The following is a 23,922-nucleotide window of genomic DNA, read 5'->3' as shown; positions in this document are numbered from 1 at the left end:
CGAAGCCTTGGAGGGATCAGGTCCGGACCTGCGTTAAGGAACCATTGTGGCTTTGAAAGCCCCTGCTGCCGGCGGCAGCACGGCCGTATCGCCGAAACTGCGCTGGTTCGCTGTGGCCGGTGTGATCGCCTTGGTCGTCGTGCTGGTGGCTACTGCGTATGGCAGGGGAACCCTGCCTGCCGAGACCCGTGATCCCGGCGCTTTGGTCCGGTGGGGCTACGGGGTTGCCCAGACCATGCAGAACATCGCGGCCGCGGCCGCCATCGGTGCCCTGGTTTTTGCGGCGTTCATCGTGCCGCCGGTACTTCGGGGCCGCAGGAATGCGGGCCGGGCCGGGTACGGGGTGACGGCAGCGGAAATAGCTGCCGCCGATGAGCATCCGGCGTTCAGCCGGATCATGGTGCTGGCCTCGGTGGCGAGCCTGACGTGGACCCTTTCGGCCCTGGCAGTATTGGTGTTCAGCTTCTCCGACATCGCCGGCGTGCCCGTCTCGGGCAGCCCCGAATTCGCGGCGCAGCTGACCTCCTACATCACGGAGCTTCCCAACGGGGCGGCCTGGCTGTGGGTCGTTATCATTTCCTCGGTCGTTGCCACCCTGACCTTCAGTGTCCGGTCCAGCGCGGGCCTGGGCGCCACCGCGTTGCTGGCCTTGTCAGGGCTGGTGCCGGTGATGCTGATCGGCCATGCGGCCGGTGGAAGCGACCACGAACAGGCCATCAACTCCCTGGGCCTGCACCTAGTTGGGGTGTGCCTGTGGTTCGGCGGTCTCATTGCCTTGGGCGTTGCCGGGACAGCCCTGGGCAAGGACACCGCGGCGGTCCTCGGACGGTTCTCCACTCTGGCCGGTTTCGCCTTTGTCCTCGTGGTGGCCTCGGGAATCATCAATGCCACGATCCGCATCGATTTTCCCGCGGGGCTGGACTCTCCCTATGGCGTCCTGCTGATGGCAAAAACCGTGGCCGCCATTGCCTTGGGAGCGATCGGATTCCTGCACCGGAAGCGACTGATTCCGGCTTTGAGCGTGAAATCCGGGAACGGGCAGGCCACCGGTCTGCTGTGGCGGTTCATCGTGGTCGAGCTGCTGATCATGGGCGCCGTCAGCGGCCTGGCCGCCGCGCTGAGCCGCACACCCACACCAACCGGGGAGGACATCCGCCCCGCCCTCACCCCCGCCGAGGTCCTCACCGGCTACCTCCTGCCACCTGAACTGACCCCCGAACGCTGGTTCACCATGTGGCGCCCGGACTGGCTCTGGATCGCCTTCGCCCTCTTCGCCGCGTACCTGTATCTGCGGGCGGCGCAGCGTTTGCGCCGCCGCGGGGACAGCTGGCCGTGGATACGCAGTGTGGCATGGCTTGTTGGGTTGGCGGCGCTGGTGTTTTTCACCTCTGGCGGGCCGTCGGTGTACGGGCGGATACTTTTCAGTGCACACATGCTGGATCACATGGCTCTGACCATGGTCGTCCCGGTGTTTCTCGTTCTCGGAGCCCCGGTGACGCTGGCGCTCAGGGCGCTCAAGCCGCGGACCGACGGTTCCCGCGGACCACGCGAGTGGATCATGGTCCTGGTTCATTCGCGGGTGGCCGCGATCGTGACGCATCCCCTCTTCGTTGCCGCCAATTTCGCCGGTTCCATCGTCTTGTTCTACTACTCCGATGCGTTCGGCTTTGCCCTCAGGGAGCACGCCGGGCACGAACTCATGACGGTCCATTTCGTGATCACCGGCTACCTGTTCGTCCTGTCGATGATCGGCACCGACCCCATCCCGCGCCGGGCACCCTATCCGCTACGGCTGCTGCTGCTACTGGCAACGATGGCCTTCCACGCTTTTTTTGGTGTCACCCTGATGGGCTCGACCACCCTGATCCAGCCGGAGTGGTTCACCGAACTGGGCCGCGAATGGGGAGCACCGCCGTTGGAGGACCAGCAAATGGCCGGCGCCATCACCTGGGGTATCGGCGAGGTCCCGACGCTGCTGATCGCCATCGGCGTGGCCGTCATGTGGTCACGCTCCGACGCCCGCGAAATGCGACGCAGCGACAGGGCGGCCGCGCGCACCAACGACGCGGACCTGGATGCCTACAACGCCATGCTCGCCCGCCTTGAGGAGCGCGACACGAGGGGCCGTGGTGGTCAGACCTAGAGCGGATAGTTCCGTACCCTCATTGGGTTCAGGATATTCTGAATCCACATATTTCTGTATCATTGCGGGTATGCGCATACTTTCCACGATCGACGTCCTGGCCCGCTTCGGCAAAGCCCTCGCGGACCCCACCCGGGCCGCGATCCTGATGCAGCTCAAAAACGGGTCAGCGTTTCCGTCGGATCTGGCCGAGAGCATCGGCGTCAGCCGCCAGATCCTCTCCAACCACCTGGCCTGCCTGCGCGACTGCGGGCTGGTTGCCGCGGAACCGGTCGGACGGCGTGTCCGCTACGAACTCTCCGACGCCAAACTGGCGCACGCACTGGAGGACCTGCTTGGCACCATCCTGACAGTCGATACGATCTGCGGCTGCGCGGAACCCGAATGCGCCCAGGACACCATTCCAGGCTCCTTGGCTTCTTCCGACAAGCTGGAGGTCCACTCATGAGTGGTCACGAGCACGACCACACTGCGGCGGCAACGGCACGGCGCGGAAAGCTCCTCACCGTCTTTGCCATCACCTTCACGGTCATGATCGCAGAGATCATCGGCTCCGTGCTGACCGGCAGCCTGGCGCTGCTGGCAGATGCCGGCCACATGTTCACCGATTCGGCTGGGCTGCTGATTGCGCTCATCGCCGCATCATTGGCGTTGAAGCCGGCCACCCTGACGCGCACCTGGGGTTACAAGCGTGCCGAAATCATCGCCGCCGCCGGACAAGCGGCGCTGCTGCTCGCGGTCGGCGGCTTCGTCATCGTTGAAGGCATCCGCCGGTTCTTCGAGCCCCCGGAAATCGGTGAGTCCACGATGCTCTGGTTCGGCATCATCGGCCTGGCCGGCAACGCGATCGGCCTCCTTATCCTCGCTTCCGGACGGAACCACAACTTCAACATGAAGGCGGCCTTCCTGGAGGTCCTCAACGACGCGCTCGGATCCGTGGCAGTCATCGCGGCAGCCATCATCATCGCCGTGACCGGCTGGCTTCAGGCCGATGCGCTCGTGTCGTTGCTCATCGGCGTCCTGATCATTCCGCGCACACTTAAACTGCTCCGCGACACCGTGAACGTGCTCATGGAATCCACCCCCAAGGGATTGGACCTGGCCAAGGTGCGCGAGCACATCCTGGCGCTGCCCCACGTCATCGACGTCCACGACCTCCACGCCACCCTGGTGGCCTCCGGAACACCGGTCCTCTCCGCCCACGTCACCGTGGAAGACACCTGCATGACCGACGGGCATGCCGCCACCATCCTGGCGGATCTGCAGGGCTGCGTGGCCCAGCACTTCGATATCAGCGTCGAACACTCCACCTTCCAGATCGAACCAGCCGCCCACCGCGACCAGGAAAGCATCCACCACTGATGAGCAAAACCAAAACCTCTCCCCCATCCATGGATACCGCGAAGAAGGCCCGGGTCTTCATCTGGGTCCTGCTGGCCGTCCTCGTCGCCGTTGGCGTGATCTGGTACACGGTCTTTACTCTGAACAAGCCCGCCCCCGCTGCCCCGACGCCGGTCGCGGAAGCCCAACTGGTCCGTGAAGACAGCCACCGTGTGACCTCCCCGGCCACCGAAAAGGCCCAGCTCGTTGAGTTCCTGGACTTCGAATGCGAAGCGTGCCTTGCCGCTCAACCCGTGGTCGAGGAACTGAAGAAGGAGTTCGGGGACCGGATCACCTTCGTCAACCGCTACTTCCCGTTGCCTGCGCACCGTAATTCAGCCACCGCCGCACTTGCCGTCGAAGCCGCAGCCCAGCAGGGCAAATACGAGCAGATGTATGCCAAAATGTTCGAAACCCAGCCGCAATGGGGCGAGAAAACCGAATCCCAGGCGCCACTGTTCCGGACGTTCGCTGAAGAACTCGGACTGGACCTGACCGCCTACGATGCGGCCGTGGCCGATGACAAGACCAAGGAACGGATCAAGAAGGACATCGCAGATGGTACCGCCCTGGGCGTTAAGGGCACTCCGACGTTCTTCCTAAACGGGAAGATGCTCACCCTTGAGACCAAGGAGCAATTCCGGCAACTGCTCGCGGACGCGGCCAAGTAACAGGCTGTCCCGGACAGCAAAGTCCGTCTCGCACGTTGCCTCATCCTTCTACGTGACCTAGAAACGAATCTCTCCACCCTTGAAAGGAACGGTGTGCGATGGCTGCTGCGCCTGCACCGTTCCGCATTCCGCGGGCCGCTGCTCTGGCTGTCACGGTCCTTGCCTTGGCCGCAATGGCACACTTGCTGGCCGGAGGTGAACTGCCGGCTTTCCCGGTCATGGCAGCGCTGACAGCTGTTGTTGCCCCTTCGGCGACCATGCTGGCCGGCAGAAAGATGACGGCGCCCCTTCTGGCCTTATATCTGGGCGCATCCCAGGCTGCCCTGCACCTGGCGTTCTCTGCCCTGGCAGGCGCCGGAACGCCCAGGTCCGGCTTGGCCCACCATCCTGGGATGGCCGTCGTCCCGAGCGCCGGTGGCGGGGTTGTCCCGCATGAGCATCTCAGCGCGGATGGCAGCCCCGGAATGCTCGGAATGCATGCGGCCGCCATCCTCGCCACCGCGCTTCTGATGGCCCGGGGCGAGTCGGCTCTGTGGGCCTTGGCCGCCTGGCTGCGCCCCCTATTGGGCCTGCTCAAACCAACCGACCTCCGGGCATATCCCTGCATGCCGGTCACAGTCACGGGGACCATCCATCTGCAAAGGAACGGGCCGGCACGACCGCCAGCCCGGGGGCCGCCCCGGAACGTTTCCGTCGCCACGACACTCCAGGCATTGGCTTTGGGTGTCACGGGGCGCGCACCGAGCACACTAGACCTTCTCAACGAGCAGAATCGCAGAATTCACCATGAATCCCCTCAACAACAAGCGGCGCGCCCGCATCCGCCTGGCTCTCGCCGCGGCCATCCTCATCCCGGCCTTCGCCGCCGGACCGGCAATGGCCCACGATGCCCTGGAATCCACTGTCCCGGCCAAGGACACCACCGTCACCACGGCCCCGGGTAGCGTTTCCCTAACGCTCTCGGAGCCGCCCATGGATGCCACGCAACTCAATCTCAGCGTCATCACCGTGACCGACGAGACGGGCAAGACACTTAGCAACGGCAAGGTCACCGTGGACGGCCCGACCATCTCCACGTCCATAGCCGGCGGGAGCCCTGGGGCATACAAGGTTCTCTGGCGGACCGTTTCCTCCGACGGGCACCCCATCGAAGGCAACTACTCCTTCACCGTCCAGGATCCCGCCCAAGCCGTCACTGCCACACCATCTGCGACGCCAACCGCGGCCGCGGGCACTGCCTCCAGCCCTGCCGCCCCGGCGGCCCAAACGGCGCCGGAGCAGATCAAGCCCAACGATGACAACGCACCCATGGCCGTTGGCCTTGCGGCCGCGATCCTGGCTGTCGCAGCCGCTGTCTTCTTCATTGCACGCAAGCGCAGGGACAAGGCCTCGGGAGCGTAGCGGCGGCGAACCGGCGGAAATCCCGTCTCGCGCGTCGGCTTCAGGTCACCGTGCCTGGAGCCGACGCGCCCGGCTGCGCTACTGGGCCGTGGCCGCTGAGCGTCGATCGGACAACAAACGAGAGGTCCAACCCGCGATAGTGCCCAAGACCATGACTGCCAACGCTGCCATACCGATGTAGAACAGCACCGCGGGAAGGGCGGACGGTGCCGACGAACCGTCCACAGCAGCCATGATGCTCAGCCAGTAGGCCACCGTTGCAATGACCCACAGCGCACCGGCTGCCGTCGTCAGCCAGGAGAAGCGCGAAAACCAGGACTGTCCCCGCCGATAAGACAGGGCAATGGCGACTGCCACGACACCCGCCACGGCAACCAGCTGAAGGCCAAAGAGGTACGGCCCGGCAACCAGCCCTACCGGAATGCATAGCCCTCCGATGAGCACGAGTCGACGGGCGCCGAGGGGCATCTTGGCGGCGTCCGCGTCAGTCGCGGACCGGCTTGCGGCGGGGTTGGAAAGCATTTGTTTGGTGGCTCCTTGAAGAGTGGGTACGACGTGATCACTGGTCATAGCGGTGGGACTAACGGTGCACAGAAAAAACGGCTGAGTCAGGGGCAGACGGGGCAAGCACAACTGGATGTTCCCGCCGTACCTGAATCATCAAAGACGGCTGAAGCAGCACCATCAGACCACCGAGGGACAGTGTCGACGCCCCCGCACATTGGGCCTAGGAGCCTTGGCACGGACCATGGGTACGGCGAAGCCTCACAGACGCTGTGGGGAATCCCAGAAACTAATTCTAGCAACAGCGTATGAACAGATATTCATACGATGGATTGTCACCGCACGGTTCCTCACCGATAACGCTGCCTATCGGTTGATCTTGCTGATGACCGAACGATCCGGAATCGAAACGCCCGGTCGGAATCACCGTCGCCGGATCCGAACGTGGTGGCCAAGGTGCCTAGTCACCGTGTCGTGGCCTCGGGGAAAGGACGGCGCCGAGGACCAGCACCACGACGCCGATGGTGACGAATACATCGGCAAGGTTAAAGGTGGGGAACCACCCGCTATGGAGGTAGTCCACCACGCCCTGCCCGTCGAGCCGGTCGATGAAGTTTCCCGTGGCTCCCCCAAGCAACAGGGCCGCCCCTGCCCGGGAGAGGGGGGACATGCCGGGCGCTGCGGCGATCAGGAACCAGAGCAGGGCGGCCAGGATCACTCCCGTGCCGGCGATGACGGCCCAGGGTGGCAGGCCCGCGCCCATGCTGAAAGCGACACCGCGGTTGTAGACCAGCCGGATGTTGATCGGCCCGATGTCGTTGGTTGCACCAGCAAAGAGAACGGCCTCGGCCACGGCCTTGACGATAAGGTCCGTGGCGGCCAGAACTGCCGCAGCGACAACCAGAAGGACCCTGATCCGTCGGGAGGTCCAGCGCGCGGGGCGCGGGGTGTCTTTGGCTGTTGATGTGGGTTCAGTGCTCATGATGCCGGTTCCAGGGCCGGGACCGGTCGGGCGGTTGTGAGGGTGGTTTTGCGGCTGACCCGTCCGGCTCGGACGCCGTTGGCGATCACGACGATTTCGGCCAGTTCATGGATCAGAACCACAGCGGCCAGGCCGAGCGCACCGACCAGCGCCAGCGGGATGAGTACCGCGATCAGCAGCAGGGACAGTCCGACGTTTTGGAGCATGATGGACCGGGTGCGGCGGGCGTGATCGAGGACCTGGGGCAGGTGGTTCAGGTCCTCGCCCATGAGGGCGATATCGGCGGTTTCGATCGCGACGTCGGTTCCCATGGCTCCCATGGCGATGCCGGTGTCGGCGGTCGCCAGCGCCGGGGCGTCGTTGACACCGTCGCCAACCATCGCCGTCGGGGCACGGCCTTGGAGGGTACGGATGATGTCTGCCTTGTCTTCGGGTCGCAGGTCGGCGTGGACCTCGGTGATGCCCGCTTCCTTGCCCAGGGCGTTGGCGGTGATCGTGTTGTCGCCGGTGAGCATGGCGGTGGTGTAACCAGAGGCAGTGAGGCGGGCGATGACGTCCCTGGCCTCGGGGCGCAGCTCGTCGCGGACCGCGATGGCGCCGATGACCTGTCGGTCGTCTTCGATCAGGACGGCGGTCGCGCCGGCCTGTTGCATTCGCCGCACTTCGTCGGCCAAGGGTTCGGCGTCGATCCAGCCCGGCCTGCCGAGACGCACCGTCCTGCCTTCAAACAGACCTGTCAGGCCTGCGCCGGGGACGGCGTCGACCTCGGTGACCGGTGCCCGGTCTGCGGCCGCGGCGAGGATGGCTCGGGCGAGCGGGTGTTCACTGCGGGCCTCCAGACCGGCCGCGAGAGATAGAACCTGCTCTTTGGTGGACGTTCCGGTGGTGGCAACGTCGATCACGGCTGGCTTGTTGCGGGTCAGGGTTCCGGTCTTGTCCAGTGCGATGGTGCGGATCTTGCCGAGGGTTTCCAATGCTCCGCCGCCCTTGATGAGTACGCCCATGCGGCTGGCCGCTCCGACGGATGCGACAACGGTGACGGGCACGGAGATGGCCAGGGCGCAGGGTGAAGCGGCAACAAGCACAACCAGGGCGCGTTCGAACCACAGCATCGGTTCCCCGACGATGAAGCCGAAACCGATGATCACGGCCGCGGCGATCAGAATGCCCGGGACGAGTTTGCTGGCGATGGAGTCAGCCAGGCGCTGGCCCGGGCCCTTGCGGGACTGCTCGGCTTCGACGATGTGCACGATCCTGGCCAGCGAGTTGTTCTCGGCGGTGCTGGTCACCTCGACCTCGAGCGGGCCGGTACCGTTGATCGAACCGGCGTAAACCTCGCCGCCAGGCCCAGCCTCGACGGGAACGGATTCCCCGGTCAGCGCAGAGGTGTCCAGGGAGGTTCGGCCGGTGATGATCTTCCCGTCGGTGGCCAGGCGTTCCCCGGGCCGGACGACCATTCGGTCCCCCAGGACCAGAGCCGCAGGATCGACCGTGACCTCTTCGCCGTTGCGTATGACGGTCGCTTCGGCGGGTACCAGGTCCAGCAGTGCCCGCAGGCCGCGGCGGGTTTTCGCCAGCGAGTATTCCTCCAGGCCTTCGGAAATGGCATAGAGGAAGGCCAGCATGGCCGCTTCCTCGTACTGGCCCAGCGCGACCGCACCGGCTGCGGCAATCGTCATCAGAGTGCCGACGCCGATTTTGCCCTTAAGCAGGCGGCGGAGGGTGGACGGAACGAACGTCCAGGCGGCAACCAGCAGCGCGGCGATCTCCAGAGGAAGTATCAGCCACTGCGGCGCGCCGGCCAGGGACGCGATCCACGCCGCCAGGAGCAGGGCACCGGAAACGGCGGCCGCCCGGACCTCCCGGACCTGCCAGAAACCTACGGCCTCCCCGGTTTCCTCGGACTCGCCGGTCCCGGGCTTTTCGTCGCTGCAACCGCAGGCATCACTCATCGGGACACCTCCGTCGTCTGGACTGTGCCGGTGCTGCCAATGCCATAGTTCGGGCAGAGACTGACCGCGTTGCCGGTAGCTGCCAGCAGGACCTCGGCCTGGGCGAGCATGTCCATCAGCTCCGGACGCGAGAGCGAGTAATAGACGCTGCGGCCCTGCGTGCGACCCTCCACCAGGCCGCAGTCACGCAAGCACGCCACATGGGCAGAGACCGTGGATTGGGCCAGGCCCAGCTCCCCGGTCAGGTCACCCACCCGCACCTCTCCCCCGGCCATCCGCTTCACGATGCTCAAGCGGGTCGGATCACTGAGGGAATGGAACAGGGCCGCTGCGGGGTCCAGCGGGGCGCACGGATCAGGCGAGTATGCATCATCAATCGTCATAACACGATGATAGCGGAAATTTTGGATGTCATCGCCCTTAGGTGTTCGAACGAGCCTTGATCCGGTGTCCAGTCCCAGCGCTTTTGCTCTGATCCAACAGAACTGCGGCGAAGTCTTGGCTGTCGTTGGCCTGGAGCCGAGAACCCTCGTGAGGCTGACGGAGCGGGGAACTTCAACCCTGGTAGGCGGGAAGCCTTGCCGTGTGCACGCCGGCCCCCTACACTCCTGCCAAGGGTTACTTGATGATGTGCTTCGACCTCTTGGTCTACAAGGTCGATAGCGGATCCGGTCTGGTTCTTCTTCATGACCATCCAAGGACAAGGACCCTGGTGTTTCCTAACTGAAGATTCTTGGTTTGACCCTGGCTGGGGAGCGGCAAGCAGGGACCGTGCGGCAAGCACGGATCCGTACTCGCAACAGGCGTACCACTCCCAGGAGTTCCGATGCCCGGTCATTCATCCACCCGCTTGCAGTCACCCTTGAAGGGATTCATCACGCCCTTGGTGATTGCCGTGATGGCAGCTCTGCTGCCCCTTACCGCCCCGACAGCCCTCGCTGCGGGACCCTGCGATCCGGTAGTGAACCCTGTTGTCTGTGAAAACTCCAAGCCCGGAAGTCCGCCATCGGAGTGGGACATTTCCGGCCCCGGTGACGACAGCATCCAAGGTTTCTCCACCGAGATCAGCGTCAATGCGGGCCAGCCCATTCGCTTTAAGATCGATACCAGCGCGTCCAGCTACACCATCGCGATCTACCGGACCGGCTGGTATGGCGGTAACGGTGCCCGCAAGATCGCTGACGTGACGCCGTCCGCGTTCCGGCAGAACCAGCCCCAATGCCTCAATGACCTCACCACGGGGTTGTATGACTGCGGCACGTGGGCGGTGTCCGCAACGTGGCAGGTTCCCGCCTCCGCGGTCTCAGGTGTCTACGTCGCCCTGCTGACCCGGCCCGATACCGGCGGGCAAAGCCACATCACCTTCATCGTCCGCTCGGACGGCAGCCGTTCCGACGTTGTTTTCCAAACCTCCGATCCCTCCTGGCAGGCCTACAACTCCTATGGTGGCTCGGACTTCTACCAAGGGCCCAACGGACGTGCCTACAAGGTCAGCTATAACCGCCCGGTAGCAACCCGCGGCGGTCCCGGCGGCCGGGACTTCTACTTCTCCAACGAGTACCCGATGGTGCGTTTCCTGGAACAAAACGGCTACGACGTCAGCTATATCAGCGGCCTTGATACCGACCGCAGCGGCTCACAACTGCTCAATCACAAGGTCTTCCTCTCCGTCGGGCACGACGAGTACTGGTCCGGCCCCCAACGGGCCAACATCACCGCCGCCCGTGACGCGGGCGTGAACCTGCAGTTCCTCTCCGGCAACGAGGGGTATTGGCGCACCCGGTTCGAACCCTCCCCGGTGGATAGCGGTGCGGGGCGGACGCTGACCTCCTACAAGGAGACCTGGGCCAACGAAAAAATCGACCCCAGCCCCCAATGGACCGGAACCTGGCGGGACCCGCGGTTCGCGGCCCAGACCAATGGCGGCGGACTGCCCGAAAACGCGCTGACCGGAACCATTTACATGTCCAACTACTCCGACCTGCCGGTGACCGTCAATTCGGAGGAAGGCAAAACCAGGTTGTGGCGGAACACCTCCCTGTCCTCGTTGCCGGCCGGATCCTCGGCGGCGTTGGCGCCGCATACGGTGGGATATGAGTCCGATGAGGATCTTGACAACGGGTTCCGTCCACCGGGTTTGGTGCGCTTGTCGACCACCGTCGGGGACGTGCCGCAGTATCTTCAGGATTTTGGAAACACTGTCCTGCCCGGTACAACGACCCACCATGTGACCCTGTACCGTGCTCCCAGCGGCGCCTTGGTGTTCTCGGCCGGCAGCGTCCAGTGGACCTGGGGCCTGGACGAAGTGCATGACGGCGACGGCGCACCTGCCGATCCGCGGATGCGGCAGGCCCAGGTCAACCTTCTGGCCGATATGGGTGCCCAGCCCGCCACCATCGCTGCCGGGCTGATCGCTGCGGTCGCGAGTACGGACCGGGCCGCGCCCATCGCTGCCATCACTGCCCCGGCCAACGGCGCCACTGTGCCGCATGGCACCAGCGTGACCGTCACCGGAACCGCCGCCGACACCGGCGGGGTGGTGGCCGGGGTCGAGGTTTCCACCGACGGCGGCGGCACGTGGCACCCCGCCGTGGGCAAGCAAATCTGGACGTACACCTATATCCAGAAGGGCTTCGATACCGCCACCATCCAAGCCAGGGCCATTGATGACAGCGCCAACATCGGCGCAGCCACCAGCAGGAGCCTCGTCTTGAGCGGACCCTACAGCGTCTTCGGCCAAACCGTTCCGACAGTGCAGGATTCCGGTGACGGCGGCAGCTACGAAATGGGCATGCGCTTCACCCCCACCGTGGACGGTTTTATCACCGGGGTGCGCTTCTACAAGAGCGCTGCCAACACCGGCACGCACACCGGGTCCCTGTGGAGCTCCACCGGAGAGCGTCTGGCCACGGCGACGTTCACCAACGAGACCACCTCCGGATGGCAGTCCGTGCTGTTCAGCCAGGCCGTCCCGGTGGCGGCAGGCCAGAAGTACACGGTGTCCTACTGGGCGCCCAATGGCCGATACTCCATCCAGAATTTCCAATGGGCTAGCTTTGGGTCCTCCGACGCGCCGTTGAAGGTGGCCGGGGGTTTCGGGGCCGAGCCTGCCGGTGTCTATGCCACCTCCTCCGCGTTCCCGACCTCGAGTTATAACGGCGGCAACTACTTCGCCGATGCCCTGTTCAGCACGGTGGACAGCAGCCCCATGACGGTAACCGGGCACACACCGTTCCCGTCCTCGTCCAGCGTCTCCGTGGACACCAAAGTCAGTGCCGTGTTCTCCAAGCCCGTCACTGCCTCCAGCGTCCAGCTGACACTGCAGTCCCCCGACGGCCCGGTGGCCGGCACGACGGCGTACGACCCTGCCACGCGGCGGGCGACCTTTACCCCGACGAGCGCCCTGGCGTTCAGCACGCAGTACACGGCCACCCTCGCCGGGGCGGACACCCTGGGGGGTCCGGTCACAGCCGGTGGAACCTGGTCGTTCACGACCGCGGCGACACTGCCGGTTCCCGGGTCCTGCCCGTGCAGCCTCTTTGACGACTCCGTCACCCCGGGCATCGCTGAGATTCAGGACGGCGTTCCGTTGACGCTGGGCGTCCGGTTCTCCAGTGTTTCAACCGGTGAAGTAGTAGGCATGCGTTTCTACAAGTCGGCCGGCAACACGGGCACCCACAACGGTGCCCTGTACACGGCGGCCGGGCAGCAACTTGCAACCGTTGCGTTCACCAATGAGAGCGCCTCGGGGTGGCAGACAGCGATGTTCAGCCAACCGGTACAGATGGCTGCGAACACGGACTACATCGTGGCCTACAAGTCACTGACCGGGACCTATTCGGCTACCTCCAACGGGTTCGGCGCCGGCATGAGCGTCGGACCACTGCGAACAGCTTCGGACGCCGGCGCGTACACGTACAGCGGAGACTTCCCCGGATCACGTTCGAACGCCAGCTACCTCGTTGACGTCATCGTCATGGTTCCACCGCCGGCGTTTACTCCAACGGGTCAGTCCCCGTTCCCGGGCGCGTCCAGCGTTCCGCTGGACAGCCAGGTCAGTGCCGTACTGTCCGAACCGGCCGAAGCTTCCAGCGTCAACCTGGCGGTAAAAGACGCAGGCGGAACAACCGTGGCCGGAGCCACCGGCTACGACCCCCAAACACGGAAGGTCACCTTCACTCCCACCGGGCCGCTGGCCGCCGGGACGTCGTACACGGCCACCGTCACGGCGACCGCGGCGTCCAGGCAACCACTAAGCAACGCTGCTTGGACGTTCAGCACCGTCCCTGCCCCCAGGACGCCGGGGACGTGCCCGTGCACGCTCTACCAGGACACCGTGACGCCGGGAACCCCCGACGCCAACGACGGCGTGCCGCTGTCCCTGGGCGTCCGGTTCGCCAGCGACACTGCGGGGGAGATCACCGGCGTCCGGTTCTACAAGGCCGCCGACAACACCGGGACACATACCGGCTCGGTATATACGGCCGGCGGGCAGCTTCTGGCCACCGTCACCTTCACCAATGAGTCCAGTTCCGGCTGGCAAACAGCAACGTTCAGCCAGCCGGTGAACATCAACGCCAACACCGAGTATGTGGTGGCTTACAAGTCCCCGGGCGGCCACTACTCCTACACGGCTGGCGGATTCGGAAACGGGTTCACCAGCGGTCCGCTGCGGACAGCACCCGATTCCGGGGCGTTCGCCTACAACAATGACTTCCCCAACTCACCCTCCACGGCAAGCTACCTTGTGGACCTGGTGTTCATGGCTGCGGTGCCGCCGCTGACGGTAACCGACCGGTCCCCTGCGCCCGACGCCACGGGGGTGCCCGTCGACATCAAACCAACGCTCACACTCTCGTCCGCCATCAAGCCAGGTGCCTCGTTCGCGCTGGCGGCGAACGAGGCACCCGTTACCGGCAGCGCTGCCCTGTCCACCGACGGCCGTACCCTGACATTCACCCCGGGGGCAGCCCTGCCAGGCAACACAGCGATCTCCGTCAGCGTCAGCAACATCGAGTCCCAACAGGGCCAGAGGCTGCCGACCACCACCTGGCAGTTCACCACGGCCGACCCTGATGCCCAGCAATCGTCCATCTTCGGCGAGCTCCAACCGCAGACTGCATCCTCCGATGATGCGTCATCCGTTGAGCTGGGAACGGCGTTCACGGTCTCCGAGGCCGGCAATGTCACCGGCATCCGGTTCTACAAGGGAACCGGAAATACCGGAACCCATGTGGGTTCCTTGTGGAACGCTGCTGGAATGCGGCTGGCTCAGGTGACGTTCTCGAACGAAACAGCGACTGGCTGGCAAACCGCGATGCTGACCTCCCCTGTAGCCGTAGCGCCGGGGGAAACGTACGTCGTGTCCTATCTGGCGCCCAACGGCCGCTACGCCTACACTCCTGCGTTCTTCGCCCAGACGTGGGTCAGTGGGGTGTTCACCGCCGCCGGCCCTGACAACGGCCGCTATCTGTACGGTACCGGCGGTGCGGCACCAACGAACTCCTGGAACTCCACGAACTACTTCGTCGATGTCCTCTACTCGGCCACCACCGCGCCAGCGCAGGCGGTGCCCGCCCCGACGCCCACGCCCACGCCTACACCGGCCGCAACTCCGACCCCATCCGGAACGGCGACCGCGAACCCTTCACCAAGTCCTACCCCCAGTCCGTCACCCAGCCCCTCACCGAGTCCGACAGGGTCGGGCGGACTGCTGTGCGGATTACTGGGAACCTGCTGACGCGTGGGGCGTTCTTTAGGCTGCTGACGTCCGTCCGTTCCCCGGGTTCTTGGGCCGGACGTCAGCGGACCACGCTGGGCGACCACGCGTGTTCGATGAAGAGGCTCGGCTGGGACGCGGGATCGGTCGGCAGTTTCCAAATGTTGCTGTCACCTTCGGTGTCCTCGTCAGCCAGGCCGTAGAGCAGGTTTTGATCATCCAACCATTCGATCTGGTCATCGACGCTGCGCTTTTCCGAGAGCACCGTTTCCGCGCCCGTCGCCAGGTCAAGAAGGGCGACGTTCCAGTGAGCGTTCAGAGGACCGCCAACGTTCTTCTTGTACGCGATCCGGCTGCCGTCAGGCGATATGGAGGGGCACTCGACGTTGTCCCGAACGGCAGTCAGGGTCTTGTCTGTCAGGCTTCCCCGGACGAGCCAGATACGCCCAGACGAGGCTGCGGTGGCATAGAATACATCGCTCTGGTCTGGTGCGAAAGTGACGCCCCAGATGTTCCGGTCGGTAGCCAGCAGGCGTTCTCCGTTCACGATGAGGGCGAAGTCTTCGAGGTTTCCCGTACCGCCGCCGGGCACGGTGATTTCGGTTGCCGTGGAAAACCCGGCTTGTGTGTACGAGTGCCCCGAGACGAACACCGTGGTGGCAATCAGGGAGCCGTCCGGACTGATGCGTGTCCTGCTCGGTATGCCCGGAATGGGCCACGCCCGTTCCTGCTGCCAGTCACGGTTCAGGACTGACGCTTCGTACGTAGTTACCAACCCACGGTTGGATTTGAGACAGACCACCATGGCGGCGGTGCCATAGACGCGTTCGCACGCCTGTTCACTGACAGCACGCGTGCCACCCGGAGCCGACAGCGGCACCGTGGCTGCATTGCCATACCCCTGCCCGCCGGCAGTGTTCCTGAACAAGACGAAAGGAACCTCGGGGAGAGGCTGGCCTGCGGTGACCCCCACGGATGAGGCGGCCGTGCGGCTCTCCTCGAAGCGCTGGTAGGCTCCCACCGCGTAGATCGCGGCTCCGGCAAGAACCAGAACGGTTACGGTCAGGAGAATTCCCCACCGCAACCTCCCGCCTGCAGTGGTACCGGTTCCTGCGTTCGTGCTATTCATGGAGGCGTTTGACGTAATCAGCCATTCCTGGCACGGTGAACGCCACAACACCCAGGGCGGGTGCGTAGATGATCCCCTTATCGATCAACGATGCGCGGGTCATGGTCATAGAGCTTTGTTTCTTTTGTGCCCGTTCAGCCAGGTCAGCTGTGCTCGATCCGTCATCACCGTCAATGGCCATCAGGCGAAGGAAGTCTTTCTCTGCCTTCGAGGCGCGTTTCCAGCGTGAGGGGAAGAACCCTTGGTCCAGCTGTGCGCGGCCGATTTCCACCGCGATTTTGGCGTCGTCGAAGGTTACGGTTTTCTCCGGGGCTGTTTCCCATGCGGCGTATCCGTATTCCTGCAGGAAGTATGGATACGCCCCCGATGCGCTCAGGAGGAGGTCTTTGGCTTCGGGTACGAACGACGCCCCATAGCGTTGAGCCGGGACGACCAGGGCCGCTTCGGCGGCCTCCCTCGACAACGCTCCGATGCTGCGGTAGTTGAAGATCCTTTCGGCGTAGGAGCGCGCTTCACTGAGTACCGAGGGAAGGTTGGGCAGGCCGGCCCCTGCGATATAGAACGGCCATTCGCGTTGGCCGGCCAGGTGTTGGGCGCTCAGGAGTGCGGCGATGAGTCCGTCGTCCAGGTCCTGCATTTCATCGATGATGAAGATCAGACCCGAGCGCTTGTCCGCCAGTGCCAGGCAGAGGTCCTCAATCAGTTCTTCCAAGTCCACTTCGATCGATCCGGAGTCAGCGCGGCCGTGATTGAGGTTCACGCCGATATCGATCCCGGTCACGCCCAGCTTGGCGGAGAAGGATGCGATGCTGCCAAGTGCGGCCAAGAGTCGTTCCCCTGCGCCGCGGCGGTTCAGCTTCCGGCCGGCCTGCAGGAGGTTCCGGGCGAGCTTGGCCCGTACAGCCTCCGGACCTCCTTCGGCGTCCCTGCCCTCCAGGAAGACGACCATGAACTCCGCATGTTCGGCCTGACGCCGAAACTCGTTCAACAGAACCGTTTTGCCCACCCCACGCAGCCCATGCAGAACGATCCCCCGGTCAGGCCTTCGCTGGCGGGTCTTGGCCAGCAGCAAATCGAAGGCATCGATCTCGCTTTGGCGCCCGACCAGCTCGAAAGGCCGACGGCCTGAACCGGGTGAGTAAGGATTCAAAGCACTTTCCATATCAACCACTATAAAGGAGTATCCAATCTTTTGGATACTCCTTTATAGTTTCGGATATCGTGTTCGAAGAGCCTGGACAGGCAGACAGACGGGTGTCCCTCAACTGCCCGGAGCCTAGCTCGTGGTCGGACCGTCGATAGCCTCCACTTTGCCGGCGCGAAGACGGTGGGTTTGATGCAGTTTTGCCAGCTGCTCTGCGTCGCTGAGCAAGTCATCGGGTACGTCCACAATCTGGCTGGTTTGTCCTTCAAGGGGCACTAGCTCGTGCCAGAGCGCTGGTCCCTCTCCGTCGGAGGACTCCACCGGGCCCGGTGCCGGCCCAATGGCGATAATCACGCCGCGCTCGTCACTGATGACCGTACATTCCATGGTGGCCCCTTAGCGCAATGCTGTAATGAGGAGACGATAACCGGTGCCATACGAGGATTCGGCCCGCAGATCAGCAAAATAAGTGAGCCGATCGCGACTTTGGCTGAATCCATTACTGAGGGTCGTCACCCCGCCGGTCGAGACCACGATTGAAGGTGGCATGGCGACAGCCAGGATGGCAGGACCAAACGCGCGATCTTCCCACCAGAACGAGTGGCGGACGGTCTGTCCCGGAGCAATGTAATTGCTCAGAATGCCGCCCGAGGGGAGAAACCATTGATTCATAGCGCAACCCCCTGGCCTGAGCCCTGTCATGTGGAGCGGGAGGAACATTAATTAGACCTTGGCACTGTGCGCTGCAGCTGGCAAGACCCAGACGCTCAGGTCCCGGCTAAGTACGGACTATCTCGTGGAGCCAACGGGTCCCGACACTTGTCGACTCATCAGTACCGTGGACTTCCAGATGGCTGGCATGGCCCGGTATGCCAGTCCACTTCTCACCGTGATCTTCAAACGAGACGACAAGAAGGCCTTGGCCACCCTCAAGGTACTGACGGAATCCTGAGCCGTTGATTGGCCCGCCTTGGACGTCAACCCTCGGCGAGTTGCCTGCCACATATACTCCGAGCATGACAATCATGCGCCACGACCGAGGCATCTACGCCCAGCCGTCATTCCTTGGGCAGTGCGAGGTCGTTCTGTGAGCGGCGGTCTCGTCGCCCTTCTGGACGACGTCGCAGCCTTGGCCCGCATCGCGGCAGCCTCAGTGGACGACATCGCCGCAGGAGCCGCCAAAGCCGGAGCTAAAGCCGCCGGCGTGGTCATCGACGACGCCGCCGTCACCCCGCAATACGTATCCGGGGCGGACCCGTCCCGCGAACTGCCGATGATCAAACGGATCTTCTGGGGATCGCTTCGCAACAAACTGGTGATCATCCTCCCTGCACTGCTGCTCGTCAGCGCCTTCATCCCCGGAGTCATTCCGTTCATCCTCATGCTGGGAGGTACCTACCTCTGCTACGAAGGCGCCGAAAAGGTCTGGCACAAGCTCCGCGGCCACCACGCGCCGCCCGAGAAGGCACCGGCCGTCCAGCGCGGCCCCGAAGCCGAGGCCAAGGTGACCAAGGGGGCCATCACTACTGACTTCATCCTCTCGTGCGAGATCATGGTCATTGCCATGAACGAGGTAGCCGATGAGTCTCTATGGGTCCGGGCGTTCATCTTGGTCGTCGTGGCGTTCGCAATCACTGTCATCGTGTACGGTGCCGTCGCACTCATCGTCAAGATGGACGATATCGGCCTGCACCTGACCACCAAAGACTCCGCAGGCTCCAAGCGCTTCGGCCAGCTGCTCGTCAAGGCGATGCCCGCCGTACTGGCAGTTATCACGCTCGTCGGCACGATTGCCATGCTGTGGGTTGGTGGCCACATCATGCTGCAGGGAGCATACGACCTCGGCTGGCACGCTCCCTATGACCTCGTCCACGTCCTTGAGACACCCGTTGCCGGAATCCCCGTTGTCGGCGGCTTCCTGGCCTGGCTCGTGAACACCCTGTGCTCGGCCGTTCTCGGCGCCGCGTGGGGGCTGGTCGTCATGGTCATCGTGCATCCCCTGCTGAAGGTGCTGCCGTTTACCAAAAAGACTGACGGACACGAAGAAGGCGACGTTCGCGCCGCAATCTCCGGCTATCGCCTGACGAAACAAAACAGAGATCCCGCCCCTTAGTTCTCTTGCCCACTGGTCAAGGGAGTGGTGCGACACTATTCCGGCTGGGGAGGTTGCCTTGAGTTCATGTTCGTTTGTCTCGGGAGGCGTTGGCCGCCGAGACTTCAAACGGCATGCTCTTGTCGGCTGCTATGTTCCATTTCCTTAGAAGTGGGACAGCCAAGAGTGGGACGTTGCCCCAGCAGCTCATGGAACCAGGCAGTGCAGAGAATCCTGAACCCGGGAGCCGCGGGCAACAAAGTGGCCGTGAAGGGCTACCTTCAACTTCCTTGGCCCCGAAATGGCTCAGAAGGTCGCTTGTTGCCTTGAACATATCCGCCACACACGAACCCATTGTGTTTGGGAGACCAAGACGCCCGTATTGCACCGCATCGCCAATGTCCCTTGTGGACAGGAAACGTAACGACAGCCTGGACTCTTACTGCCGTCCGTGAGATTTCACGAAAACGGACGCTACCGTCTCGGCCAGTTCTGTAGCTTCGTTCTCCAAACGATCGGATTCGGCCTTGAGTTCGGCGACGCGGACCATCATATCGCCCAACCTGCGTTCAGTTTCGGCATCAAACCGCGGTACCGGGACGTCACGTACGTCAACAGGATCGAGGTGCGGGATTGACGTGCCGTAAGCGTTTCGAATCACTAACGGCCGGCCGTACTTGGGATTGCCGAGCACCAACAGTAAGTAACCGGTGTGAATTTCCTCAGTGCGGGGGATGATTCGGATCAAATCATGGCTGCCGAATATGCCGTCGTGAGCCCCTGTCAGAAGAAGCACTCGTCCATTCAATCCATAGACCTGTCCTGAGCAGGCCATGATGATCCAACCGGACTTAAGCGTGTACTTTTCCCGGTTGTCCACGAGGCCTGCGTACACACGCTTGGTTACCGGAGCGTTGAGATCAAACAACTCTTCCGCGCTTCGATACGATGTGCCGTTCTCCCCGAAATAACGCCGGAAACGATTGCCGAGGGACACCTTCTCCGTCACGTCCTCCAAAGACTGAAGGGGGCGGGTCCCTGCCGAAAGAACAAGCTGTTCAATCTGCTGATAGTCCGGCCGAAAGTGTTCAGCGTCGAGACGACGGCGGGAACTGTTCAGGGACGATGCCTTCACAGTTCCGTGCACAACGCGTTCCAGAATTCCCCCTCCTGGATTAATTAGAGACTCGTACTGTGCGTTTGCCTGGGCCTCAATTGCCGCCGCTTCCCGCCGTTTCTCCAGCACGAGAGCGACCAAACGCGACGTTTTTTCCACGACTTCCGTCGAGGGCATGATGACTGGCATGAGCTGAACGTGCTCGGGCTCAAGGTGCTTGATCATGTGGCCGTACTGCGACGCGCTGGCGATGCCGTGGAACTGGGTCGTTCTCATGTACGCGTACAGCCAGCCGTAGTGATTGGCGTCCCTGGGAACTATTCGCAGCAAGTCGTGAGTGACGACGATGTTTTCGTGATGCGGGTAGACGGCTGTGATCCTGCCGACTCGGCCAGAGCAGCTCATGAGGATTTGCTCCGGACTCACATACCGGCCCGCTTCATCGGGCACATGCCCCCGCGCGAGCCACTTCCTTACTACTGGCACCGCCTCGAAGACCTGTCCAGCCGACAGGAAAGGTAGTCCTGCGCCAGCCCTGACAACGATCCCCTTCAATCGGGAAGGCTGCCACACTTCAGCAATGTCCTTCATCGTCGTCCAACCAGATGGCGCAGACTCAATAAGTTGCCGCTGGCCGTACCCGTCGGTGAGATATGAACGTGCTTCAAGCCTTCGTTGCCCAGTGGAAACGACCGACGCTAGAACAGGGGCCCACAAATCGGGGCCTTGCGTTCCAGGAGCGCTAAGTACCTCTAGACGCTCTGGAGTGACCATACCCGGTACGCCTCCGCAATCTCTGAAGTGTTGTCGTCGACCTTTCGCTCTTGGGCACGGTGAAGTTGGGCCGTCTTCCGCCCATCCACCGTCATCATCACAACGTCACTGGTCTCTTCAATGATTTCGTTGCCCTCGTCGTCCCGCACGTAAATGGAGTTGCCGCGCTTGTCATGGCCCACGTGATCGCAGATGGCCATGAAGATGTCGTAGTCGTTCATCATCCGCGAGAGCTGCTCTGAACGTACCTGATCCGCGGTTTTCCGCCGAAATACCAGGACACTTGTCTGGACGCTTGTCCCCGGCTGGAAGGTATCAGCATGAAGGTCAACGCTGGCCAGGATCTGGGTGTGATCCAGCAGCCACTGGCGGACGTAGCCCAACCCCGGGGACCCCAGAATACCGTCCGGGAGCACCATTGCAGCCACACCACTGCCTGGCTTCAGCAGCTCAACGCAGCGCTCAATGAAGAGAATTTCCGGTGGCCGGGACTTAGTCTCCGTTCCCTTTACCCAGCGGTCTGATTCTTCGTCATAAGTCCAGTGATGGCCGAGGTCAAAACGATCCAGGATGGCTGGATCGTCGATGGGTATCTTCGAGCCGAACGGCGGGTTCGTCACAATGTAATCCACCGTGCCGAAGAGCTCCCTTGCACGAAGCTCATCAGACCAGAGCGCCTGCGACGCCAGTGAGTTTGCTTGGTAAAGCCCGCCGGAACCGTCGTTGTTCATGACCATGTTCATCTTGCTGGCCTTGACGAGGCTGGGGTTGAAGTCCATCCCGATGAGGTTCCGTTCGAGGAACTTCTTCTTCCGCGCTTCTATGCTCGCGATCTTGCCGGCGTCACTGCGAGAAGTGGCGTTGACCTCAGCCTCTACCTTGGCCAAGACATGGTTCATGGCAGTAATCAGGAAGCCGCCCGTACCACAGGCAGGGTCCAAGATGATGTCACTGTCGCTCGGATCGAGCATTGAAACCATCATGGAGCAGATGTTCCTGGGCGTGAAGAACTCTCCGCGGTCCCCGCGGAGGTTGGATCCGACGATCTCCTCGTAAGCTTTGCCCTTGACATCTACATCGCTGTCAAGGAGAGCAAACATCTGCAGCTGGGAAACGATGTAGGCCAGAACCACCGGCGATAGTTCGATTTCTTCCTGTGGTTTGAAAATCTGCGGGTAATCAGCTTTGACGGCCTTGAACAGCGCGTCGATGCGCTTCTTGCTCTTCAGCGGTCCGTTTACCCCGGACCGTTCCGTAGCAGCGGCATAGAAGGTTGGACGTTCCGACTGGCGTTCGTCCTGAATCTTGCAGAATATCAGCTTCAGCAATTCCCAGAACGCGTCAGGTTTCTGCAGACCTTGGTTACCGGCAATGTAGTCGTGGGCACGCCTGAAGGCGAACAGGAGTGAATCGCTGGCAGCTGGGCGAAGCTGCTCAAATTCCGGCCGGTCCTCTGATTCAGCGTCAGCACCGAACCGTGGAATGTCCGGGACGCTTTCCATCACACGGACGCCATCCTTGACAACGGCGTGAAAGCACTCCAACTCCAGGCCATTCGTCCACATGCCGTACACGACGTTGGGGCAGGCCGCCATATAGCTCTGCAACTGGCCGACGCCCTCTTTACGGTCCGCCGGGCGGATCGATGACTTCTTGCACTCAATGAGGATTCGGGCTTCAGACTGCTCCCGTCCGCGGTTCGGATCAAATATCGCGATGTCCGCACGGACGCGGCGACTGCCGAACTTCAACGGCCACTCGATGGCTACGTCAGCCTTGGAGTACCCATACTCCCGCACAAGTGACTTGGAGATTTCCTGCCGGACATACTCTTCTGGAGTGTCGGGACGCTGGGTAACACCGTCGATGAAATCCAAGACCCTGCCTGGAGCAACGATGACGTGGGGCTCGGCGGACGGGTAAAAAAGTGGTTCTGCAGACACGTTTTCCTAGGATAAAGCGTTGGGCCTCTGGGCTTGCGACTCAGTCGCTGCCGTCTGTCTACTGTATCTGTCGCGAGGCTCACCAACCTGGACCTCCTCGGTCCAGCAACCGAAAGCCTGACGTGCCGGTCCCCTGCTCGGGAGAATACGTCCCGATTCCTTGGAAGTGGGACACACCACTTCGGGACACTCCCCCCTGTGACTTTTAGTCGGAGTTGGCGGTTAAATCGCAGTTTAGATTGGCGGTTTGTCGTCCCGCCCGGGAGCCATCAACGGGTGAGCGGCAGATCATGGGACAGCGCGCGTTGGGGGCTGACCGGTCGAGCGGCGGTATGTCTCCTGATTTATCCGTTGACTCCGCCGCTGCAGGTCTCGCCGGGTTCGGGTGTCTGCGGACCCTGCTGAAATGCTTTGATGAATGCGAACAGCCGCGGATCTGCCGGGTCTGTGACGCTTAGTTGTTTTCCCCAGGCGGTTGCTTCGATGAGGGATCCCTGTCCGGGAAAGGGACTGACCAACACGTGGCTCTGGTTGGTTGCAAGCCGGGCGAGTTTGGCGATGTCATCGGCGGGAAGCCCGGGTTGGTAGCTGATCCAGACGGCACCGTGTTCAAGGGAGTGCACTGCCCGGGTTTCCTGCACGGGCCGGTCGTAGGCTCCGCAGTTCGTCCACACCGGTGAGTGGTCTCCGCCGACGCCGGGACGTTGCGGATAGGTCACCGCGGTCTGGACGTGGTTCCTGCTCAGGCCGGCATAGCTGATGACTCCTTCGATCATGGTCGGGCCCTTCTCTGCTGACGGGGTCGGTTGACCGCTGCCGTTTGCGGTGAGCCCGTAGGTGAGCGCGCCGGCTGCGAGGAGGAGTGGCACGCCGACGGCGATCAATGGCCGCTGCAATCGGGCGGGCGACCTGGACCCTTTTGTGTTGGTGGGTGAGCGTTGCTGTGAACCGGGTGTTGTCCGGGGTTTCAT

19 protein-coding genes are annotated in these 23,922 nt (G+C 62.9%); 7 read left to right on the top strand and 12 right to left on the bottom strand.

Annotation, left to right across the window (positions count from 1 at the left end):
- Positions 1–46 precede the first annotated feature (46 nt).
- From RI444_RS22625 to RI444_RS22610, 4 genes are all read left to right on the top strand, one after another.
- Entirely contained in the window at positions 47–2,143 is a 2,097-nt protein-coding gene (locus RI444_RS22625; RefSeq protein ID WP_316963984.1) for a cytochrome c oxidase assembly protein, read from the top strand.
- 70 nt (positions 2,144–2,213) lie between these two features.
- Positions 2,214–2,591, top strand: coding sequence for a metalloregulator ArsR/SmtB family transcription factor (locus RI444_RS22620; RefSeq protein WP_316963983.1), 378 nt, complete (start codon positions 2,214–2,216; stop codon positions 2,589–2,591).
- Positions 2,588–3,505 carry a cation diffusion facilitator family transporter gene (locus tag RI444_RS22615; protein ID WP_316963982.1) on the top strand — a complete coding sequence of 306 codons (918 nt, stop codon included), beginning with the start codon at positions 2,588–2,590 and terminating at the stop codon, positions 3,503–3,505. The genes RI444_RS22620 and RI444_RS22615 overlap by 4 nt, the downstream gene beginning before the upstream one ends.
- Positions 3,505–4,194, top strand: a complete 690-nt coding sequence (locus tag RI444_RS22610; protein WP_316963981.1) for a DsbA family protein — start codon at positions 3,505–3,507, stop codon at positions 4,192–4,194. Before RI444_RS22615 ends, RI444_RS22610 begins: the two co-directional genes overlap by 1 nt.
- Before the next feature lie 296 nt (positions 4,195–4,490).
- Here RI444_RS22610 and RI444_RS22605 read toward each other — a convergent pair whose 3' ends face one another.
- Positions 4,491–4,673, bottom strand: coding sequence for a hypothetical protein (locus RI444_RS22605; protein WP_316963980.1), 183 nt, complete (start codon positions 4,671–4,673; stop codon positions 4,491–4,493).
- 307 nt (positions 4,674–4,980) lie between these two features.
- Here RI444_RS22605 and RI444_RS22600 point away from each other — a divergent pair, with 307 nt between their 5' ends.
- Positions 4,981–5,595: a copper resistance protein CopC gene (locus RI444_RS22600; RefSeq protein ID WP_316963979.1), complete on the top strand. Its 615-nt coding sequence runs from the start codon at positions 4,981–4,983 to the stop codon at positions 5,593–5,595.
- Positions 5,596–5,673: 78 nt separating this feature from the next.
- Here the strand turns inward: RI444_RS22600 and RI444_RS22595 are convergent, their stop codons facing one another.
- The 4 genes from RI444_RS22595 to RI444_RS22580 all read right to left on the bottom strand — a co-directional run bounded on the left by RI444_RS22595 (position 5,674) and on the right by RI444_RS22580 (position 9,416).
- Positions 5,674–6,117, bottom strand: a complete 444-nt coding sequence (locus RI444_RS22595; RefSeq protein ID WP_316963978.1) for a hypothetical protein — start codon at positions 6,115–6,117, stop codon at positions 5,674–5,676.
- 442 nt (positions 6,118–6,559) lie between these two features.
- On the bottom strand, positions 6,560–7,081 hold the full coding sequence (gene lspA, locus RI444_RS22590; RefSeq protein ID WP_316963977.1) for a signal peptidase II: 522 nt from the start codon (positions 7,079–7,081) through the stop codon (positions 6,560–6,562).
- Positions 7,078–9,033, bottom strand: a complete 1,956-nt coding sequence (locus tag RI444_RS22585; RefSeq protein ID WP_316963976.1) for a cation-translocating P-type ATPase — start codon at positions 9,031–9,033, stop codon at positions 7,078–7,080. Before RI444_RS22585 ends, lspA begins: the two co-directional genes overlap by 4 nt.
- Complete coding sequence (locus RI444_RS22580; protein ID WP_316963975.1) at positions 9,030–9,416, bottom strand: metalloregulator ArsR/SmtB family transcription factor; 387 nt, start codon at positions 9,414–9,416, stop codon at positions 9,030–9,032. The genes RI444_RS22585 and RI444_RS22580 overlap by 4 nt, the downstream gene beginning before the upstream one ends.
- A gap of 443 nt (positions 9,417–9,859) precedes the next feature.
- On the opposite strand from RI444_RS22580, the gene RI444_RS22575 reads away from it, so the two are divergent.
- On the top strand, positions 9,860–14,773 hold the full coding sequence (locus RI444_RS22575) for a DUF4082 domain-containing protein (RefSeq protein WP_316963974.1): 4,914 nt from the start codon (positions 9,860–9,862) through the stop codon (positions 14,771–14,773).
- A 61-nt stretch (positions 14,774–14,834) separates the two neighbouring features.
- On the opposite strand, the gene RI444_RS22570 is transcribed toward RI444_RS22575, so the two are convergent.
- The 4 genes from RI444_RS22570 to RI444_RS22555 form a co-directional block, all read right to left on the bottom strand.
- Positions 14,835–15,881, bottom strand: coding sequence for a hypothetical protein (locus tag RI444_RS22570; protein WP_316963973.1), 1,047 nt, complete (start codon positions 15,879–15,881; stop codon positions 14,835–14,837).
- Entirely contained in the window at positions 15,874–17,043 is a 1,170-nt protein-coding gene (locus tag RI444_RS22565; protein WP_316963972.1) for an ATP-binding protein, read from the bottom strand. The genes RI444_RS22570 and RI444_RS22565 overlap by 8 nt, the downstream gene beginning before the upstream one ends.
- 114 nt (positions 17,044–17,157) lie before the next feature.
- A complete protein-coding gene (locus tag RI444_RS22560; RefSeq protein ID WP_316963971.1) occupies positions 17,158–17,412 on the bottom strand; it encodes a hypothetical protein in 255 nt (84 codons plus the stop codon).
- A gap of 9 nt (positions 17,413–17,421) precedes the next feature.
- Positions 17,422–17,697: a hypothetical protein gene (locus RI444_RS22555; RefSeq protein ID WP_316963970.1), complete on the bottom strand. Its 276-nt coding sequence runs from the start codon at positions 17,695–17,697 to the stop codon at positions 17,422–17,424.
- A 415-nt stretch (positions 17,698–18,112) separates the two neighbouring features.
- Between RI444_RS22555 and RI444_RS22550 the strand changes: the two genes are divergently transcribed.
- The gene (locus RI444_RS22550; RefSeq protein ID WP_316963969.1) at positions 18,113–19,138 is read left to right on the top strand and encodes a DUF808 domain-containing protein; all 1,026 of its coding nucleotides are present in this window, start codon (positions 18,113–18,115) and stop codon (positions 19,136–19,138) included.
- 418 nt (positions 19,139–19,556) lie between these two features.
- On the opposite strand, the gene RI444_RS22545 is transcribed toward RI444_RS22550, so the two are convergent.
- The 3 genes from RI444_RS22545 to RI444_RS22535 all read right to left on the bottom strand — a co-directional run bounded on the left by RI444_RS22545 (position 19,557) and on the right by RI444_RS22535 (position 23,922).
- Entirely contained in the window at positions 19,557–20,825 is a 1,269-nt protein-coding gene (locus RI444_RS22545) for a hypothetical protein (protein ID WP_316963968.1), read from the bottom strand.
- A 161-nt stretch (positions 20,826–20,986) separates the two neighbouring features.
- Positions 20,987–22,951, bottom strand: a complete 1,965-nt coding sequence (locus tag RI444_RS22540; RefSeq protein WP_316963967.1) for an N-6 DNA methylase — start codon at positions 22,949–22,951, stop codon at positions 20,987–20,989.
- Positions 22,952–23,295: 344 nt separating this feature from the next.
- Positions 23,296–23,922: a DUF3105 domain-containing protein gene (locus tag RI444_RS22535; protein ID WP_316963966.1), complete on the bottom strand. Its 627-nt coding sequence runs from the start codon at positions 23,920–23,922 to the stop codon at positions 23,296–23,298.

Origin of the sequence: Paenarthrobacter sp. AT5, from assembly GCF_032764245.1 — a bacterium.
Classification (GTDB): domain Bacteria; phylum Actinomycetota; class Actinomycetes; order Actinomycetales; family Micrococcaceae; genus Arthrobacter; species Arthrobacter ureafaciens.
Note: the sequence above shows the minus strand (reverse complement) of the source record. Positions and strands in the feature narration are given on the sequence as shown.